The organism is Massilia sp. 9096 (genome assembly GCF_000745265.1).
In the GTDB taxonomy this organism is placed as follows: domain Bacteria; phylum Pseudomonadota; class Gammaproteobacteria; order Burkholderiales; family Burkholderiaceae_D; genus Telluria.
On record NZ_JQNN01000001.1, the window covers coordinates 4,181,775 to 4,199,564 of the forward strand.

17 protein-coding genes are annotated in these 17,790 nt (G+C 63.1%); 3 read left to right on the forward strand and 14 right to left on the reverse strand.

Going from position 1 to position 17,790, the window contains the following annotated elements:
- Positions 1-101: 101 nt before the first annotated feature.
- The 10 genes from FA90_RS18060 to FA90_RS18105 form a co-directional block, all read right to left on the reverse strand.
- Positions 102-392 carry a DUF4404 family protein gene (locus FA90_RS18060; RefSeq protein ID WP_036171074.1) on the reverse strand — a complete coding sequence of 97 codons (291 nt, stop codon included), beginning with the start codon at positions 390-392 and terminating at the stop codon, positions 102-104.
- Positions 393-413: 21 nt separating this feature from the next.
- Positions 414-620, reverse strand: coding sequence for a VF530 family DNA-binding protein (locus FA90_RS18065; RefSeq protein ID WP_036171077.1), 207 nt, complete (start codon positions 618-620; stop codon positions 414-416).
- Positions 621-760: 140 nt separating this feature from the next.
- Positions 761-2,887 (reverse strand): M3 family metallopeptidase, encoded by a 2,127-nt coding sequence (locus FA90_RS18070; protein WP_036171080.1) that lies wholly within the window; start codon positions 2,885-2,887, stop codon positions 761-763.
- A gap of 139 nt (positions 2,888-3,026) precedes the next feature.
- Positions 3,027-5,177 (reverse strand): M3 family metallopeptidase, encoded by a 2,151-nt coding sequence (locus tag FA90_RS18075; protein ID WP_036171082.1) that lies wholly within the window; start codon positions 5,175-5,177, stop codon positions 3,027-3,029.
- A 135-nt stretch (positions 5,178-5,312) separates the two neighbouring features.
- Positions 5,313-5,927: a TMEM175 family protein gene (locus FA90_RS18080; protein WP_036171085.1), complete on the reverse strand. Its 615-nt coding sequence runs from the start codon at positions 5,925-5,927 to the stop codon at positions 5,313-5,315.
- Positions 5,928-5,971: 44 nt separating this feature from the next.
- Positions 5,972-6,349, reverse strand: coding sequence for a DUF6869 domain-containing protein (locus tag FA90_RS18085; RefSeq protein WP_036171088.1), 378 nt, complete (start codon positions 6,347-6,349; stop codon positions 5,972-5,974).
- A gap of 159 nt (positions 6,350-6,508) precedes the next feature.
- Positions 6,509-6,691 carry a hypothetical protein gene (locus tag FA90_RS18090; protein ID WP_036171091.1) on the reverse strand — a complete coding sequence of 61 codons (183 nt, stop codon included), beginning with the start codon at positions 6,689-6,691 and terminating at the stop codon, positions 6,509-6,511.
- 127 nt (positions 6,692-6,818) lie between these two features.
- Complete coding sequence (locus tag FA90_RS18095; RefSeq protein ID WP_156116764.1) at positions 6,819-7,250, reverse strand: hypothetical protein; 432 nt, start codon at positions 7,248-7,250, stop codon at positions 6,819-6,821.
- A 124-nt stretch (positions 7,251-7,374) separates the two neighbouring features.
- A complete protein-coding gene (locus FA90_RS18100) occupies positions 7,375-7,671 on the reverse strand; it encodes a DUF3144 domain-containing protein (RefSeq protein WP_036171097.1) in 297 nt (98 codons plus the stop codon).
- Between the two features lie 166 nt (positions 7,672-7,837).
- Positions 7,838-9,325, reverse strand: coding sequence for a hypothetical protein (locus tag FA90_RS18105; protein WP_036171100.1), 1,488 nt, complete (start codon positions 9,323-9,325; stop codon positions 7,838-7,840).
- A 9-nt stretch (positions 9,326-9,334) separates the two neighbouring features.
- Between FA90_RS18105 and FA90_RS26605 the strand changes: the two genes are divergently transcribed.
- Complete coding sequence (locus tag FA90_RS26605; RefSeq protein ID WP_156116765.1) at positions 9,335-9,490, forward strand: hypothetical protein; 156 nt, start codon at positions 9,335-9,337, stop codon at positions 9,488-9,490.
- 306 nt (positions 9,491-9,796) lie between these two features.
- Here the strand turns inward: FA90_RS26605 and FA90_RS18110 are convergent, their stop codons facing one another.
- Both FA90_RS18110 and FA90_RS18115 read right to left on the reverse strand, forming a co-directional pair.
- Positions 9,797-10,000 carry a SlyX family protein gene (locus FA90_RS18110; RefSeq protein ID WP_036171103.1) on the reverse strand — a complete coding sequence of 68 codons (204 nt, stop codon included), beginning with the start codon at positions 9,998-10,000 and terminating at the stop codon, positions 9,797-9,799.
- 45 nt (positions 10,001-10,045) lie between these two features.
- Positions 10,046-12,118: a UvrD-helicase domain-containing protein gene (locus FA90_RS18115; RefSeq protein WP_081933922.1), complete on the reverse strand. Its 2,073-nt coding sequence runs from the start codon at positions 12,116-12,118 to the stop codon at positions 10,046-10,048.
- Positions 12,119-12,310: 192 nt separating this feature from the next.
- On the opposite strand from FA90_RS18115, the gene FA90_RS18120 reads away from it, so the two are divergent.
- Positions 12,311-12,796, forward strand: a complete 486-nt coding sequence (locus tag FA90_RS18120) for an SRPBCC family protein (protein ID WP_036171105.1) — start codon at positions 12,311-12,313, stop codon at positions 12,794-12,796.
- Positions 12,797-12,811: 15 nt separating this feature from the next.
- Here the strand turns inward: FA90_RS18120 and FA90_RS18125 are convergent, their stop codons facing one another.
- Complete coding sequence (locus FA90_RS18125) at positions 12,812-14,260, reverse strand: dihydrolipoyl dehydrogenase (RefSeq protein ID WP_036171108.1); 1,449 nt, start codon at positions 14,258-14,260, stop codon at positions 12,812-12,814.
- 106 nt (positions 14,261-14,366) lie between these two features.
- On the opposite strand from FA90_RS18125, the gene FA90_RS18130 reads away from it, so the two are divergent.
- A complete protein-coding gene (locus tag FA90_RS18130; protein ID WP_036171111.1) occupies positions 14,367-15,548 on the forward strand; it encodes an MFS transporter in 1,182 nt (393 codons plus the stop codon).
- Here the strand turns inward: FA90_RS18130 and FA90_RS18135 are convergent, their stop codons facing one another.
- Positions 15,549-17,555 (reverse strand): primosomal protein N', encoded by a 2,007-nt coding sequence (locus FA90_RS18135; protein WP_036171114.1) that lies wholly within the window; start codon positions 17,553-17,555, stop codon positions 15,549-15,551. It abuts the gene before it with no gap.
- Positions 17,556-17,790 lie beyond the last annotated feature (235 nt).

A 17,790-nucleotide genomic window follows, 5' to 3' on the forward strand; every position in this document is an offset into this window, starting at 1 on the left:
CTACCGGAATTCCAATATCGTGACTGGCCCTCCCCTAAAAATTGGTTTTATTATCAAAGACTTGGCTCATCCATGGGCAAAAGCCGAGGACAAGCGTTGTTTTAGATCCCCATGCTGGTCAGGATATTGTTGAGTTCGCGCAGCGCCGGCTCGAGCTTGGGATGGCGCAGCGCAAAGCGGGCGGTCAGCTCCTGGGTGCGCGACGCCAGGCCGTAGGTATTGGCATCGGGGTCGTCGGCGTGCTTGTCGAGCACGTGCTTGATGTCGCCGTCGAGCTGGCGCAGCAGCATCTCGAGTTCGTCGTCGACCTGGCCGGTGTCCTCGAGGTGGCGGTGCAGGGTTTTGAGATGCGCCTTCAGGTTGTCGGCATTGTCGTTGTTGTCGTTCAACATGGCGTGGTCCTTTCGTGTTCCTTAGTTGGTGAAGCGGGTCTCGAGGTACAGCTTCTCGACCTTTTCCCGGGCCCAGGGCGTCTTGCGCAGGAACTTCAGGCTCGACTTGATGCTGGGATCCTTGATGAAGCAGTTGATGTCGATACGGCGGCCGAGTTCGGCCCAGCCGTAGTGCTCGACCAGCCGGGTCAGCAAGGATTCGAGGGTGATGCCGTGTAATGCCTGCATACGTATTGCTTGATGTCGTCGTGCTTGTTGTACAAAGTTTATACCCGATGCGCGCTGAGCGCCCACGAAAACAAAACGCCGCCCCGGGCGGGCCGGGACGGCGTTCAGGTCAGGCCAATAACAAGCCTAGGCCGTGGGTCTTATTCGCCGGTCAGGCCGCGGCGCTCGAGCAGCGGCTGGATCTCGGCATCGCGGCCGCGGAAGCTGCGGTACATCTGCATCGCGTCCATGGTGCCGCCTTTGGACAGCAGCATCTGGCGGAAGCGGTCGCCGTTCTTGCGCAGCAGGCCGCCGTTTTCCTTGAACCACTCGACCGTGTCGGCGTCCAGCTTTTCGGCCCACAGGTAGCCGTAGTAGCCGGACGAGTAGCCGCCCGAGAACACGTGCGAGAAGTAGGTCGTGCGGTAGCGCGGCGGCACCAGCGGGAAGTCGACGCCGTCCTTGTGCAGCGCGTCGGCTTCGAAGGCCAGCACGTCGGTCGGGATCTGGTTGGCCGACAGCTGGTGCCAGTTCTGGTCGAGCATCGCGGCGCCCAGGTACTCGGTGGTCCGATAACCCTCGTTGAACTTCTTGGACGCCTGCACCTTGTCGAGCAGTTCCTTCGGCATCGGCGCGCCGGTCTGGTAATGCTTGGCGTAGTTGGCCAGCACTTCCGGCCAGGCCATCCACATCTCGTTGACCTGCGACGGGAACTCGACGAAGTCGCGCGGGACGTGGGTGCCGCCGAAGCGCGGGTACTTCACGTTCGAGAACATGCCGTGCAGCGCATGGCCGAACTCGTGGAACATGGTGCGCACTTCATCGTAGGTCAGCAGGGTCGGCTCGCCGGCGGCCGGCTTCGGGATGTTCAGGTGGTTCGCCACCACCGGCATCGTGCCCATCAACTTGTTCTGCGTGACGTAGGCGTTCATCCAGGCGCCGCCGCGCTTGTTCGAACGCGCGTACGGGTCGTGCAGGAAGATCGCCAGCTGCTTGCCGTTCGCATCGAACACGTCGAACACGCGCACGTCCGGGTTGTACACCGGCAGGTCCTTGCGCTCCTTGAACGTGATGCCGTACTCCTTGCCGGCGGCGAAGAACACGCCGTTCAGCAGCACGTTGTTGTACTCGAAGTACGGGCGCAGCTGGCTCTGGTCGAAGGCGTACTTCTCCTGGCGCACCTTGTCGCTATAAAAATCCCAGTCGGCGGCGGTGGCCTGGAAGCCGCCCTTCTCGCGGTCGATGACGGCCTGGATCTCGGCCGCTTCCTTCTTGGCGTTGCGCACCGCCGGCGCGGCGAAGTCGGCCAGCAGCTTGTTGACGGTGGCGGTGTCCTTGGCGGTCTGGTCGTCCAGGATGTAGGCGGCATGGCTCGGGTAGCCGAGCAGCTGGGCGCGTTCGGCGCGCAGCCTGGTCAGCTGCAGCACGACGTCGCGGTTGTCGTACGGGCCACCGTGGCTGCCGCGCGCCAGCGACAGCGCCAGCAGCTTCTGGCGCGTGGCGCGGTTGGTCAGCACGGCCAGCGGGGCCTGCTGGGTGGTGTTCACGACCGGCACCTTGAACTTGCCGTCCAGGCCATCCTTCTTGGCCAGCGCAGCGGCGGCGTCGATCGCCTTGTCGCTCATGCCGGCCAGTTCCGCGCGCGAATCGACCACCAGCGCCGAGGCGTTGGCTTCCTTTAGCACGTTCTGGCTGAACTGGGTCTGCAGCGCGGCGATCTTGGCGTTGTAGTCCTTCAGCTTGGCCTTGTCCGCATCCGACAGGTTCGCGCCCGCGCGCACGAAGTCGAGGTTGTAGCGCTCGAGCAGGTACTTCGATTCCGCGTCCAGGTGCAGCTTGTCGCGCTTGTCGTACAGGGTCTTCACGCGCGCGTACAGCTTGGCGTTCAGGTGGATCGCGTCGTTGTGCGCGGCAAGCTTGGGCGCCAGTTCCTTGTCCAGCGCATCCATCTGCTCGTCGGTGTTGCAGCCGACCAGGTTGAAGAAGACGGTCGACACACGGTCCAGCAGCCGGCCCGACTTCTCCATCGCGACGATGGTGTTATCAAACGTCGGCGCGGCCTTGTTGTCGGCGATCGCTTCGACCTCGAGCGCGTGCTGGCGCATGCCTTCTTCGAACGCCGGCGCGTAGTCGGCATCGTGGATCTTGTCGAAGGCCGGATAGCGGAAAGGCAGCGTGCTCTCCTTGGCGAACGGGTTCGAGGCCGGCAGCATCGACGCCGGTGCGGCGTAGGCCAGGTTGGCGCAAGCCGCGGTAACGGCGATGGCCAGGATGTGGGAACGGTTCATTCTCGTGGGCTCCAGGGTGTTGGATTTTTGTTTCTTCGTTCTTGTGGGTGCTGCTGGGCAGTGCTCTGTGCGGCCATCCGCGCGGGCACCCGAGGCCGGGGCCTCGAATGCGTGTCCACGCGGATGTACCAGGAAATGCTTAGTTACCGGTCAAGCCGCGGCGCTCCAGCAGCGGCTTGATGTCGGCATCGCGGCCGCGGAAGTCGTGGTAGGTCTTGAGCTCGTCCTGCGAGCCGCCGCGCGAGAGCACCATCTTGCGGTAGGTGTCGCCGTTCTTGCGCTGCAGGCCGCCGTTCTCGCGGAACCAGGCCGAGGTGTCGGCCGCCAGCTTTTCGCTCCACAGGTAAGCGTAGTAGCCGGCCGAGTAGCCCAGCGAGAAGCTGTGCGAGAAGTAGGTCGTGCGGTAGCGCGGCGGGACCGGCTTGAAGTCGGCGCCGTTGTTGGCCAGCGCCTGCGCCTCGAAGCCCAGCACGTCGGTCGGGATCGCGTTCGGGGCCAGCTGGTGCCACTGCTGGTCGAGGATCGCCGCGGCCGTGTACTCGGTCGTGATGTAGCCCATGTTGAAGGTCTTGGTCGCCAGCACCTTGTCCAGCAGCGCCTTCGGCATCGGCGCACCGGTCTGGTAGTGCTTGGCGTAGCTGGCCAGCACTTCGGGCCAGCTGGCCCACATCTCGTTCTGCTGCGACGGGTACTCGACGAAGTCGCGCGCGGTGTTGGCGCCGCCGAAGGTCGGGTACTTCACGTTCGAGAACATGCTGTGCAGCGCATGGCCGAACTCGTGGAAGGCGGTGGTGACTTCGTCGAAGGTCAGCAGCGTCGGCTGGCCGGCGGGCGGCTTCGGAATGTTCAGGTGGTTCGCCACCACCGGCATCGTGCCCAGCAGCTTGTTCTGGGTGACGTACTCGTTTTCCCAGGCGCCGCCCTGCTTGTTAGGGCGGGCGTAGTAATCCATGATGAAGATCGCCAGCTGCTTGCCGTCGGTGTCGAACACGTCAAACACGCGCACGTCCGGGTCGTACACCGGCAGGTCGTGGCGCTCCTTGAAGCTGATGCCGAATTCCTTGTTGGCGGCGTAGAACACGCCGTTCAGCACCACGTTGTTCATCTCAAAATACGGCTTGAGCTGGTTCTCGTCGAACGCAAACTTTTGCGCGCGCACCTTGTCGGTGTAATAGGCCCAGTCCTGCGGACCGACCTGGAAGCCGCCCTTCTCCGCATCGATCACCTTCTGGATTTCGCCGGCTTCGTTGCGCGCGTTGGCCTCGGCCGGCTTGATCACGTCGGCCAGCAGCTTATTGACGGCTTGCGGATTCTTGGCGGTCTCGGTCTCGAGCGAATAGGCTGCGAAGTTCGGGTAGCCCAGCAGCGCGGCCTTTTGCGCGCGCAGCGTCACCAGGCGCAGCACCAGCTGGCGGTTGTCGAATTCGCCGCCGCGGCTGCCGCGCGCCATCGACGCGGCCAGCAGGCGCTCGCGCGTGGTGCGGTTGGTCAGCTGGGCCAGCGGCGCCTGGCCGGTGGTGTTGCCCAGCACGATGGCGAACTTGCCGTCCTGGCCGCGCTTCTTGGCTTCGTCGGCGGCAGCGGCGATCTGCGTGTCGGACAGGCCGGCCAGTTCCGCGCGGGTATCGACGATCAGCGCCGAGGCGTTGGCTTCCTTCAGCGTGTTCTGCGCGAACTTCGACTGCAGGCTGGCGATCTCGCCGTTGTAGGCTTTGAGTTTTTCCTTGTCGGCGTTCGACAGGTTCGCGCCCGCGCGCACGAAGTCGCGGTGGTAGCGTTCCAGCAGGTGCTCGGATTCGGCATCGAGCTTGAGGCTGGCGCGCTTGTCGTACACCGCTTTCACGCGCGCGAACAGCTTGGCGTTCATGTAGATCGCGTCCTGGTGCGCAGCCAGGACCGGCGACATCTCGCGGTCGATCGCGTCCAGGTCGTCGTTGGTGTTGGCCGACTGCAGGTTCGAGAACGTGGTCGACACGCGCGCCAGCAGGCGTCCCGATTTCTCCATCGCGACGATGGTGTTGTCGAACGTCGGCGCCGCACGGTTAGCGGCGATCGCATCGACTTCGCGCAGCTGCTCGCGCATGCCGGCTTCATACGCGGGCTTGAAGTGTTCCGGCTTGATCTTGTCGAACTGCGGGTAGTGGAAAGGCAGCGGGCTGACCTGGGCAAATGGATTCGAGGCGTCGAGGGTGCTTGCGGAGGCGGTCGATGCGGCGAAGGAAGGGGTGGCGCTCGCCGCATATGCCAGCGCGATGCTGGCCGCAACGATGAAGCTGTGGTGACGTTTCATTGGATCTTTCGCGGACACTGTAAGGACGCTGCCGGAACGGCCCCGGCAGCACGGTCGCGCAAGATCATAGCAGGGTTATTGCAGAATGGTTACATCGGATGTGTTGCGATTTCGATGTATGTATATAACGGCAAATCAGGGCTGTTTGTCGTTCGCCGCTTCTTCCTGCTCGATTTCCTCGATCACTTTTTCTTCGATGCGCCGGTCGGGAATCAGCCACATCACCGCCACCGCCGCATACACGACAAAGCCGAGCCAGGCCGCCCACCACGACAAGCCGGCCCCGACCAGGTACAGCACGATCGAGATTTTGCCTTTGCGATCGTCGCCGATGGCTTCGGCCAGCATCGCGTTCTTTTCGTGATTCACGACCAACCGGCGTGCCAGGATCGAATACGCGGCCGCGCACATCAGCAGCACGAAGCCATACGCGGCGGTCGGCCCGGTCTCGAAATGGTTCTCGCCCATCCAGCCGGTCACGAACGGAATCAAGGACAGCCAGAACAGCAAATGCAGGTTCGCCCACAGCACGCCGCCGCTGACTTCCTTCACGGCGTGCAGCATGTGATGGTGGTTGTTCCAGTAAATGCCGACGTAGACGAAGCTGAGCACATAGCTCATGAACACGGGCCACAGCGGCAGCAGCGCGCGGAAATCCGGGCTGTGCGGGACTTTGAGTTCCAGCACCATGATGGTGATGATGATGGCGATGACGCCGTCGCTGAAGGCTTCTAGTCTGTTCTTGCCCATCCATTTCCCTCATTTGATGCATTCGACTGCTCAACGATAACGGCTCAAGTGTATCGTTCAACCGTTCGCTTCAGCCCATTCCAAACGTCGTCTGACATCGCGTTGCGCCAAACCATCTGCAGGACCTTAACGAAATTAGCTTCGTTTGCGCAATATTTATCAACCCACGGCAAGGCCAGGTCGCCCTGATACACAAAAAGATCCTCTAGGGGTCCGGTAGCCAGATTCGAAAGGACTGTCTCGTCAGGCCGATTGGCGTATATCTGAACGATAACTTTCCAAGCAAGGTCAGGATTATCGCGGCATAGGCTCGAGAGGACCTCGAATGACCAGAAATCAGCCTCCCGCTCTTGGATACTGCTCTTCCCTTGATATAAGCGACACCAAGTTTCAGCAAGGTTTTTCAACTCAAAGTCAGTCATGTCATCCTGAGCCACATTTACGCTGTGCGTAACCTGTAACGCTCACCCAACGGCGAAGAGAAGCAACGCGAGGTGGGTAACAAGCAGGCTGGCGCTTGTCCCGGTAACTGCCGACGTAGACGAAGCCGGGCACGTACCTCATGAACACCCGCCGCAGCGTCAGCAATGCGCGCTAGTCGGGGCTGTCCGACCATGCAGAACTTTTCGGAAGAGGCGGCGGCCCAATTCGTTTAGAGCCTTCCTGCGCACTTCGGTGGCCGCGAGACCAATGCACTCGCTGACTTCGTCGGGCTCGAACTCATCGCCGTCGAGCGCAAAGTACACATCACCGACGTTGGTCATCGTCTGCACCTTAGCTGGCGTAGTCGATACAGCACAGTCCTATCACGCTTCCGAAGACGATAACGAGATGAAAAATCAAAGCCGGCCCAGTCAGAGCCGAGTTGCATGATATGGTCATGATCGGCTGTCAAACGTAGGAATGGGATATCTCGACCTGATCCGGGATCGCGTCGGCCACCAGAGCGAAGGAAGCCGATCCGGAGATAAATTGCCGAAAATCCGCCGGTCCATCCTGCCATTGGTTGCCAACACCCAGGATTTCCAGCTCGTGGCGAGGGACATATTTGTAGATCAGACTCAGCTGACTAATCGCATCATCGTCGTCGAGCTGCGCCTCGATGAACTGGCGCGTGATCGCAAGCTCGAAATATTTTCCCGATCCCCAATCATAAGTGCCCCACTCGTACAGCAACAGATCTTCCGAGCAGGCGGCGCAAGTCACCTCTGCCTGGAATTCGAGCATGGCCTGTATGCCGGCACGTGGCGTAGACACTCGCAAATTGACGCCCTTTGCGGATGCAAAGTCTTCGAACGCTTTGACAGATTCACTTGGTTTCATGCGGCCTCCCGAGGACATCAACAATAAGACAACTCAAATCATCGCCTGCAAATACCAGACCTATCGAAAGACAGACCAACGGCAAGCCCTTCAGGCGATGCAAGAATGATCGCGAAGATGCCGCTTACGGCGCATCCGGCCGCATGTACTTGTCGAAATTCGACGCAAAATCATCCAGGTTTGCAGCCATCATCTGGCGGAACTGGTCCGTAAAGTATTCCAGCGCGCGATCCCGTTCGAGCTTCATGTTCTCCGCCGTCCCGACGGTCTTGGCGACAATGAATGCGTTGAAGCGGGCGGCGGCGTACAAGGTGGACGCGCTGACTTCGTTCGGATGGGCGGTGCTGCACTGGTCGTTGGCCAGGTTGATGAAGGCGTTGGCGCGTTCCCAGAATTCCGGGCTGGGGGTGTTGTCACTCATGATGTCCAGTGTAGGTTGTTGAGGCAATAAAATGCAGGCGAGGCCACTCTAGCACACGCAAGTCGGCAATGATCCGCAAAGCATTCGGCCCCGGCACCCGTCTGGATAACGGGGGCCGGGGCCGAACTCACAACATCTCGGACGAACCGGCAACGCCGGCCAGAAATCAGCCGTGCACCGGCAAATCCCGCGCCGCGATCGGGCAATCCTTGCGCTCGAACAGCGTCCAGGTGCCGCTCTTCATCACCAGGCGCGGCGCGCAATCGGCGCCCTTGAACAGGTCGGCGGGCAGCGGACCGGTGTCGCGCGCGATGATGTAGCGATATGGATCGATCGGGAATTTCGCGACCGTAAACGCTTCGGCGCGGAAGGTTTCCTTGATCAGCGGCAGGTGATCGGTACGGAAACGGATGATCTGCGGCGGGAACCAGCCGAAATTGAAATCGACCAGGCCCTTCTTTTCCGATTGATACCAGGTCGCATAATGGCGGTACGCCATGTCGAGGCCGGCGTCCTCGCTGCGCGATGCATACGTCAGGGCCAGCACGCGCTGCTCCGGCTGCATCGCGGCCAGCACCGGTTCGAAATCCTTGGCTTCTTGCGCGAAGCGGTACATTTCCATCGAGTGGTAACCGAGAATGAACCACACGCAGGCCATCAGCACCAGCATGCCGCGCGCATGCGCACGGGCTATCTTGGGCGCCACCGCCACCGCCACCGCCGCCGTCGCCGCGGTAGCGCTACCGCTGTTCGCGCCGCGCGCCGCATTCGAACCCGAACCCGAGCCGAACGACGAGGCGACGAACACCAGCGCATAGGCCGGGAAGGCATACAGCGCGAAGCGCTCGTACACGTAACCGGTACTGATCATCGTGCTCGGCACGAAGAATTCGATGATCCCCAGGATGACCAGCATGACCCAGGCCGCCGGATTGCGTCGGTTCAGGCGCAGGCCCATCATCCACGGCGTGAAGAACAGGATGATGCCGGCGATGCCCAGCAGGATGCGTGGATTGTAGTAGTCGCCGGTCGCATTGATCACCAGGCGCGGCAGGCGCATGATGCTGATGTTCCACGAGACGGGCAGGTGGTATTGCGCCCAGTAGGCCGACTGGATCTTGGTGCTGACCACATACATGGCCACGCAGGCCGCGGCCGGCACGACGAATGCCCAGATGCCCTGCAGCCAGCGCTTCATCCATTGGTCGCCGGTGGCGCGGCAGCGCACCGTGTACAGGACGCCGGCGACGATGGCGCCGAAGACGAAGGCCAGTCCGTGCGACATCAGCAGCAGCACGCCGACCACCGTCACCGCCAGGCCGCGCTGCAGCGAGAACTGGCGCGCGTAGCGGTCGGCCACCAGCAGGAACAGGATCACGACCGGGGTCGACGCCAGGAAGGTATAAAAGCCCCAGGTGTAGGCGAAGCCGAAAAAGGTCGGGAAAAAGAACCAGTCCAGGCGTGGGTCGGCGTCGAATTGCGCGCGCAGGCGGCTGCCGAGCAGGACGAATGCCGCATACGCGACCGACAGGATCAGCTTCAATGCCGCCCCGACCGGCATGATGAAGCTCAGCGGCAGCGCCAAACCGTAGCCGATCAGATATGGGGTGTACAGGTTAATCAGGAAGATCTTGCTCCACGGCGAAGTCCCCATGAGGAGATCATGCCACAAGGCAACTTGCCCGGCGTGCTGCGGGAAATCGACCAGAGGGGGCCGTGGCGCAATCCAGAAGATCGCGACGCCCCAGATCAGGGTCAGATAAAAGAGAACGCGGCCAATTCGATGTTCGGCACCAGTCTTTTGCATTTTATTTCCTAAAGACAATGTGTGTTCCAGGGAATTCGCACTTTTTGATCCAGAGTCGCGCTGCCATCCAGATTACTCAAGAGCTGAAACCCCGCAGCATACGCGATAATTTAATGTTGCGAGTCTTCCAACATATCGTGCGCAACATCTTTACGGCAATTCTTTGATTTTTAAGTTGTTAGGACAGTCTTTGCGTAAATTTCTTACGCGAAAATGACTGTTTTTTTGCCATGCTGCAATGCAGCGTAATGACGCAAGCGACTCGCGCATAAAAAAACCCGCCGAGGCGGGTTCCAGTCGATCATGCGACGAGCACGGTCAATAATGCGGCGGCCGTTCGTTGACCGGGCCTTGCTCGCGGTCGCGCATCACGCGGATGTGCTCGGCCATCTTGGTCACCAGGGCTTCGAGCTGGTCGATGCGGCGGCCCTGTTCGTAGACGGTGCGGTTGAGCGCGTCGACCAGGTTTTCCTGGTCGGTCAGCTTGATTTCAATGTCGATGATGCGGTCTTCGTCGCTCACGGCGGTCCCCGGCAATAAAAGCGGCATCATAACGCGGCGCCGGCGTCAGGACGGCACTTTCGGCGTCGACGTCGACAACAGCGCCTTCAGGTTGGCCAGGCGTTCCTTGGGGCTGAGGATCTCGGTTTCCTTGGGCGCCGCATCGCCGACCTCGAGCGCCATCTCCTTGATGAAGCGCGATGGATCGCACTGCACCAGCTCACCGGCGCGCTTTCTCTTCTTGCACCAGGTCACGTGCAAGGTGCGCTGCGCACGCGTGATGCCGACGTACATCAAGCGCCGCTCTTCCTGGATGCGTGCGGCGATCTTTTCGATCGGGTCGTCCGGATCGCCCTTGTGCGGCAGGATGCCCTCCTCGACGCCGACCAGGTAGACGTGCGGATACTCCAGGCCTTTCGACGCGTGCAGGGTCGACATGCGCACCGCATCCTGCTCCTCGTCCTGGCCTTCGAGCATCGACATCAACGCTACCATCTGGGTCAGCTCGAGCAGGTTTTTCTCCTCGCCGTCACGGTCGCGTCCGCCACGGCCGCGTTCCTTCAGCCAGTTGACGAATTCGAGCACGTTCTGCCATTTGCTTTGCGCCGCCTTGTCGTCGAAGTTCTCGTACAAGTAGTGCTCGTAATTCATTTCCTTCATCATCTCGTCGAGCAGTTCGGCGGCGTTGTCGCCGCTGCCGGACGGGCCGGGACGCGTCGCCTGGTGTTCCAGCTCGTTGATCCAATTGCAGAAATCGCGCAAGGGGTGCAGCTGGCGGTCGGACAGCATCCCCTCGATGCCGCCCTTGAACGCCGCCGCGAACAGCGAGCAGTTCCACTGGCGCGAGAACTCGCCCAGCTTTTCCAGCGTCGCCATGCCGACGCCGCGCTTGGGCGTCGTGATCGCACGGATGAAAGCCGGATCGTCGTCTTCGTTGGCGATCAGGCGCAGGTAGGCGATGATGTCCTTGATCTCGGCCTTGTCGAAGAAGCTCTGGCCGCCCGAGATCGTGTACGGAATGCGTTCCTTGCGCAGCGCCTGCTCGATCACGCGCGCCTGGTGGTTGCCGCGGTACAGGATCGCGAAGTCGGCCCATTTGTTCTTGCGCTGGAAGCGTTCGGACGAGATCATCATCGCGATCTGGTCGGCCTCGGTCTCGTCGCTTTGCATGCCCAGCACTTTGATGGGCTCGCCCAGGCCGTGCTCGGACCACAGCGCCTTCTCGAACAGCTTCGGGTTGTTGCCGATGACCGCGTTGGCTGCCTGCAGGATGCGCGTGGTGGAGCGGTAATTCTGCTCCAGCTTGATCACGCGCAGGTCGGGGAAATCGGTCTGCAGCGTCCGCAGGTTTTCCACCGAAGCGCCGCGCCAGGCATAAATGGCCTGGTCGTCGTCGCCCACCGCCGTGAACATCGGCTTTTTGCCCACCCCGGTCACCATCAGCTTGACCAGTTCGTACTGACAGGTGTTGGTGTCCTGATATTCGTCCATGAGCAGGTAGCGCAGGCGGCGCTGCCAGCGATCGCGGATCGCTTCGTTGTTGCGGAACAGTTCGACCGGCAGGCGAATCAGATCGTCGAAATCGACCGCCTGGTAGGCCTGCAGCGTGGCCAGATAACTGCGGTAAATGCGCGCGGCTTGTGCTTCGTCCTCGTCCTTGGCGTCGCGGATCGCATCCTCGGGGTCGACCAGGCCGTTCTTCCACAGCGAGATGGCATTCTGGATGTGGCGAATCTCCTTCTTGTCGGTAGTCAAAGCGAGATCGGACACGACGGTGTAGCAATCGTCGCTGTCCATGATCGAAAATTTGTCCTTCAAGCCGACGCCGGCCGCTTCCTGGCGCAGGATCTTGACGCCCAGCGAGTGGAAGGTCGACACCGTCAACTGCTTGGCCTGCTTGGGCTGCTTGAGCAGCTTGCCGATGCGTTCCTGCATCTCGAGCGCGGCCTTGTTGGTGAAGGTGAGCGCCGCGATCGTGCGCGGATCGTAGCCGCGGTGCTCGATCATGTAGGCGATCTTCTGGGTGATCACGCGCGTCTTGCCGGAGCCGGCGCCCGCCAGCACCAGACAAGGACCGTCCAGATACAGCGTGGCTTCGCTTTGCGGCCCGTTCAGGCCGAAATTCGGGGTGGTGGACATGGGATCAGTGGGGAGGGATGCTTGGAAGTCAGCTCAACATTGTAACGAAGCCGCGCCATCCGCGCCCACTTGAATTGTTGCATGAACGCAGCAGCGTCGCTGTTCAGCTTGTGGAAAGCGCACGACGCCACCACATCGTGCTCTTACGGCCCTTGCGTTACCATGCCGGCATGTCCATAAGAGAGACGCACGATGAAATTCGAACACCTGATTGAGATTAATGACCCGCTGAACCCGCTGATCGACACGATCAGCGTCGAGCAGCTCTGGCGCGGCCTGGTGCTGCGCGCCGAAGACCCGAAACGCTTCATGCCGCACCTCGATGAATGCACGATCAGCGAGCGCGAGGCCGGCAGCTTCAAGCGCAGCCTGCGCTACGGCGAGCTGGTGATCGCCGACCGCGTCGTGCTCACGCCGCTGCTGCAGGTGCGCTACGAAGTCCCGTCCCAGGGCGAGATCGCCGAGTCGCGCATGACGATGACGATCGAGGCGCCGAGCGAAGGCGTGCTGTGGGTGCGCTTCTTTTACGACGACGGCAACCCGGAAGCGGGCGACGAGATGAGCAAGATGTACGAGGACTTCAAGAAGTCGGCCTACCAGGAAGCCGACATCGACACCATCAAGATCGTGCGCCAGCTGGCCGCCGATGGCAAGCTGGACGCCACTTATTTGAACTGAACCGAGTTCAACCGATCACGTCCCCGGCTCCATGTCGGCCGGGTCGGTCTTGCTGGCGTCCTTGGCCAGTTCGGTGGCGAGGTCGCGCAGCGCGGTGCGCACGCCCTCCTCGACCACCGGGTGATAGAACGGCATCTCCAGCATTTCTCCGACCGTCATGCGCGACTGCACCGCCCAGGCCAGCAAATGGCCCAGGTGTTCGCCGCGCGGCGCGATCATCTCCGCGCCCAGGAAGCGGCCGCTGCCATATTCCCCGTACACGCGCAGCATGCCCTGGTTCTGCAGCATGACGCGGCTGCGGCCCTGGTTCTCGAACGAGACCTGGCCGATCGCGAACTTGGGCTTGCCCGGCGCGCACAAATCCTTGTAACCGGACCCGAGCGTGACGATGTTCGGTTCGGTGAAGGCGGTGGTCAGGGCGGCGCGGCGCAGGCCCGGGCGGATGTCCGGGTAGCGGCCGGCATTGTCGCCGGCGATCTTGCCGTGGTCGGCCGCTTCGGGCAGCACCGGGCGCTCGTTGTTGGCGTCGCCGGCGATGAAGATGTGGCTGGATCCGCACTGCATGGTGCGGCTGTCGAACAGCGGCACGCCGTTGGCGCCGCAGGCCAGGCCGGCCTTCTCGATGTCCAGGTCGAATACGTTGGGCGTGCGCCCGATCGCCATCAACACGTACTGGAAGCGCGCGGCCTGTTCCTCGCCGGCTTCGCGCGTGGTGAGCACGACCTCGTCGCCGTCCTGCACCGCGTTGACCACCTCGGACTGGAAATGCAGATCGAGCGCCTCGCCCATCACGCGCGCGGCGTTGCGCAGCACCACCGGGTCGCTCAGCTGGGCCACGCTGCCTCCGCGCGCGTACACGCTCACGCGCACGCCCAGGCGCGTGAGAGCCTGGCCGAGCTCCAGGCCGATCACGCCGGTGCCGATCACCGCCACCGAGCGCGGCAGGTCCTGCCAATAAAATACGTCATCGCTGGTGACCACGCCGGGGCCGACGTTTTCCAGGCGCGGCACGCGCGTCGGCGTCGAACCGGTCGCGATCACGATGCGCGCCGCCTCGATTTTGGCGACCGGGCCGTCTTCGCCGTCGACCTGCAGCGTGTGCGGCCCGGTGAAGCGCGCATGGCCGCGCAGCTTGTCTTCCGCCGGGATATGCTCGACGCCTTCGACTACGAAGCCGACGAAGCGGTCGCGCTCGTTGCGCACGCGCGCCATCACGGCCACGCCATCGACGCGCTTTTCGCCCGCATGCACGCCAAAGCCGGGCGCGGCATCGATCATGTGCGCGGCCTCGGCCGCCGCGATCAGCAGCTTGCTGGGCATGCAGCCCACGCGCGCGCAGGTGGTGCCGTAGGGTCCACCCTCGATCAGGATCGTGCGCGCCCCCTGCGCCTTGGCGGCGCGGTAGGCCACCAGGCCGGCGGTACCGGCGCCGATCACGGCGACATCGACGTTCAATTGCTGCATGCCTTCTCCTTGCGTTCGCGACCTGGCACCATTCTACCCCCGGCCGGCTCGCTCGTTCTTACCGTGCAATAATGCATTCCCGATGAATCCCAATGAGCGTGCCCGAATGCGACTGGACTTGAGCGAGCGGTGGCAGCGCAATCTCATCGTTTGCCTGTTCGGCTCGTTCACGACCGTGCTGGGGATGACCTTGATGCTGCCGTTCCTGCCTTTGTATGTGGAACAACTCGGCGTCAGCGGCCACGCCGCGGTCGTGCAATGGTCGGGCGTCGCCTACAGCGCGACCTTCGTCATGGCCGGCCTGGTCGCCCCGCTGTGGGGCCGCCTGGGCGACCGCTACGGACGCAAGTCGATGCTGCTGCGCGCCAGCCTGAGCATGACGGTCTGCGTTTCGCTGATGGGGCTGGCGGCCAATATCTGGCAGCTGGTCGGCCTGCGCCTGCTGCTGGGCCTGGCGAGCGGCTATTCGTCCGGCGCGACCATCCTGGTGGCGGTGCAGACGCCGAAGGCACGTTCGGGCCAGGCGCTCGGCCTGCTGGCCTCGGGCATCATGGCTGGCAACCTGGCCGGTCCGCTGGTCGGCGGCGCCTTGCCGCCCCTGATCGGCATCCGCGCCACCTTCTGGAGCGCCAGCGCGCTGATCCTGGTCGCCTTCGTCGTCACGGCCTGGCTGGTCAAGGAAGTGCCACGCAGCGCCGACGCGCCGGTGCGCAAGGCCGTCAGCTGGTCGCAGATCCCGAATAAGAAGCCGGTGCTGGCGATGCTGGTGACCGGCCTGATGCTGATGATCGCGAACATGTCGATCGAACCGATCATCACCGTGTACGTACGCACCCTGGTGGCCGATCCGGCCCACGTGACCTTCACCGCCGGGCTGGTGATGTCGGCAGCGGCGCTGGGCAGCGTGCTGTCGGCTTCGCGCCTGGGCCGCCTGGCCGACCGGATCGGCCACGTGCGCGTGATCGCCTATGCCTTGACTGCGGCCGCCCTGCTGCTGCTGCCGCAGGCTTTCGTCACGGCGAGCTGGCAGCTGATCGTGCTGCGCTTCTTGATGGGCCTGGCCCTGGGCGGGCTGATGCCCTGCATTACCGCCGTGATCCGCCACAACGTACCCGAGCACGTGGTCGGCGCCACGCTCGGCTATTCGCTGTCGTCGCAGTTTGCCGGGCAGTTCACCGGACCGCTGATCGGCGGCTTCGTCGGTGGGCATATCGGCATGCGCGCGGTCTTTTTGGCGACTAGCGGCCTGCTGCTGGTCACCGCGCTGTATGCCCGGCGCGCGGCCTGATCAGATATCGAGCGGATCGACCTCCAACGACCATCTTACCCTGCTCTTCATTGCACGTAACACATCTACCCAGGTCGTCAGGAAGGCTTGCAGCGCCGGGCGCGAGTTCGACTCGATCAGCAGCTGGGCGCGGTCGACGTTGTGCACGCGCGTCATCGTCATCGGGATCGGGTCGTTGATGACGACGGCGTCGGTCGGCACCGCGTCGCGCGCCTGCTCGAGGAATTCGATCGCGGTGGCCAGTTCGGGCGCCTCGGCGCGCAGCAGGGCCTGGTACATGTAGGGCGGCAGCGCGGCCTGGTGGCGCTCCTCCAGCAGTTCGCCGGCGAAGCGCTCGTAATCGTGGCGCATGACGGCCGCATACAGCGGGTGCTGCACGTAGCGCGACTGGATCAGCACCTCGGATTCGAGACCGGCGCGCCCGGCCCGGCCGGCGACCTGCATCAGCTGGGCGAACAGGCGCTCGCTGGCGCGGTAATCCTGCGAGAACAGGGCCGTGTCCGGGTTCAGGATGCCGACCAGCGTCAGCTTCTTGAAGTCGTGGCCCTTGGCGACCATCTGCGTGCCGATCAGGATGTCGACCTCGCCGCGGTGCACGGTGTCGAACGCGGCCTGGGCGCTGCCCTTGCGGCGCGTCGAATCGGCGTCGATGCGCAGGATGCGCGCCTCGGGGAACATCGCCTGCAGGCCTTCCTCGACGCGCTGGGTGCCGCGTCCCAGCGGCTGCAAATCGATGTTGCCGCAGGTCGGGCAGGCGTGCGGGATGCGCAGCTCGAGCGAGCAGTGGTGGCAGCGCAGGCGCCGCTCGGGCCGGTGCAGGACCATGAAGGCGGTGCAGCGGGTGCAGTTGCTGATCCAGCCGCAGGCGTCGCAGCTCAGCACCGGGGCGTAGCCGCGCCGGTTCAGGAACAGCAGCGACTGCTCGCCCTTCTCGATGCGCGCGCGCAGGGCGCGCACCAGCGTCGGCGTCAGGCCTTCCACCGGCTTGTCGCGCTCCATGTCGATCATGCGCACGCGCGGCAGCACGGCGTCGCGCACCGCGCGTTCCTTCAATTCGAGCAGGCGGTAGCGGCCGGTCTGGGCATGGTGCCAGCTCTCCAGCGAAGGCGTGGCCGAGCCGAGCACGATCGGGATCTGCAGCTGGCGCGCGCGCCACACGGCCAGGTCGCGCGCCGAGTAGCGCAGCCCTTCCTGCTGCTTGTACGAGGGGTCGTGCTCCTCGTCGATCACGATCAGTTTCAGGTTCGGCAGCGAGGCCAGGATCGCCAGGCGCGTGCCCAGCACGATGCGCGCACGGCCCTGGTGCGCCGCCAGCCAGTGCAGCATGCGCTCGCCTTCGGACAGGCTGCTGTGCAGCGTCGCCAGCATCACGCCGGGGAAGCGCGCGCGGATGTTGCCCTCCAGCTGCGGGGTCAGGTTGATCTCGGGGACCAGGATCAGGATCTGCGCATGATCGTCATGCGCCAGCACCTGCGCGCAGGCCTGCAGGTACACCTCGGTCTTGCCGCTGCCGGTCACGCCGTACAGCAGCATCGGACTGAAGCCCTCGGCCGCGCCGATCGCGTCGGCGGCCTGCTGCTGGCCCGGATTCAGCGCCGGCATGCCGGCTGGGGTGGCGTCGTGCGCATCCTCGAGCTTGGCCAGCTTCTTGAGGGCGCGGTCCAGCGCGACCGTGGTGTCCAGGCGCAGGTTCTTGGGCAGGCCCGGCATCGCGACTTCGCCCAGTGGCCGGTGATAGTAAGTGGCGGCGAAGCTGGCCAGCGCCAGCCATTTGCCCGACAACGGCGCCAGCTGGCTGCGCACCGCCAGCGCATCCTTGAGCTTGTCGGCGGGGACGTCGGTGCCCTCCTTGATCGCGACGATCACCCCGACCACTTGGCGCCGCCCGAACGGCACCAGCGCCAGTTGCCCGACCAGGGGTTCGCCGCCCGGTTCGCATGGCCACCGGTAATCGAACACGCTGTCGAGCGGGGTATCGAGGGCGATTTGGAGGATGCAGTGGGCCAAGCCGAACCTTGTGTGTAGAACTGTGGGTAACTGTGGAAAACTTTGTGGAAAATGGAAAACTTGACCGGGACAAAGGTTTACGTTAGGTCAAAGCACTTATCAATTCCCTAAGTTCATTAAATTATTTTCCCTATTAATTCAACGGCTTACAATCGCCGTGTTGAACCAGGGGAAATTGTGCATCGCTGTGACGCTTCTGTGTATAACTGCGCGTTTCCATTGAAGAACTTATAAG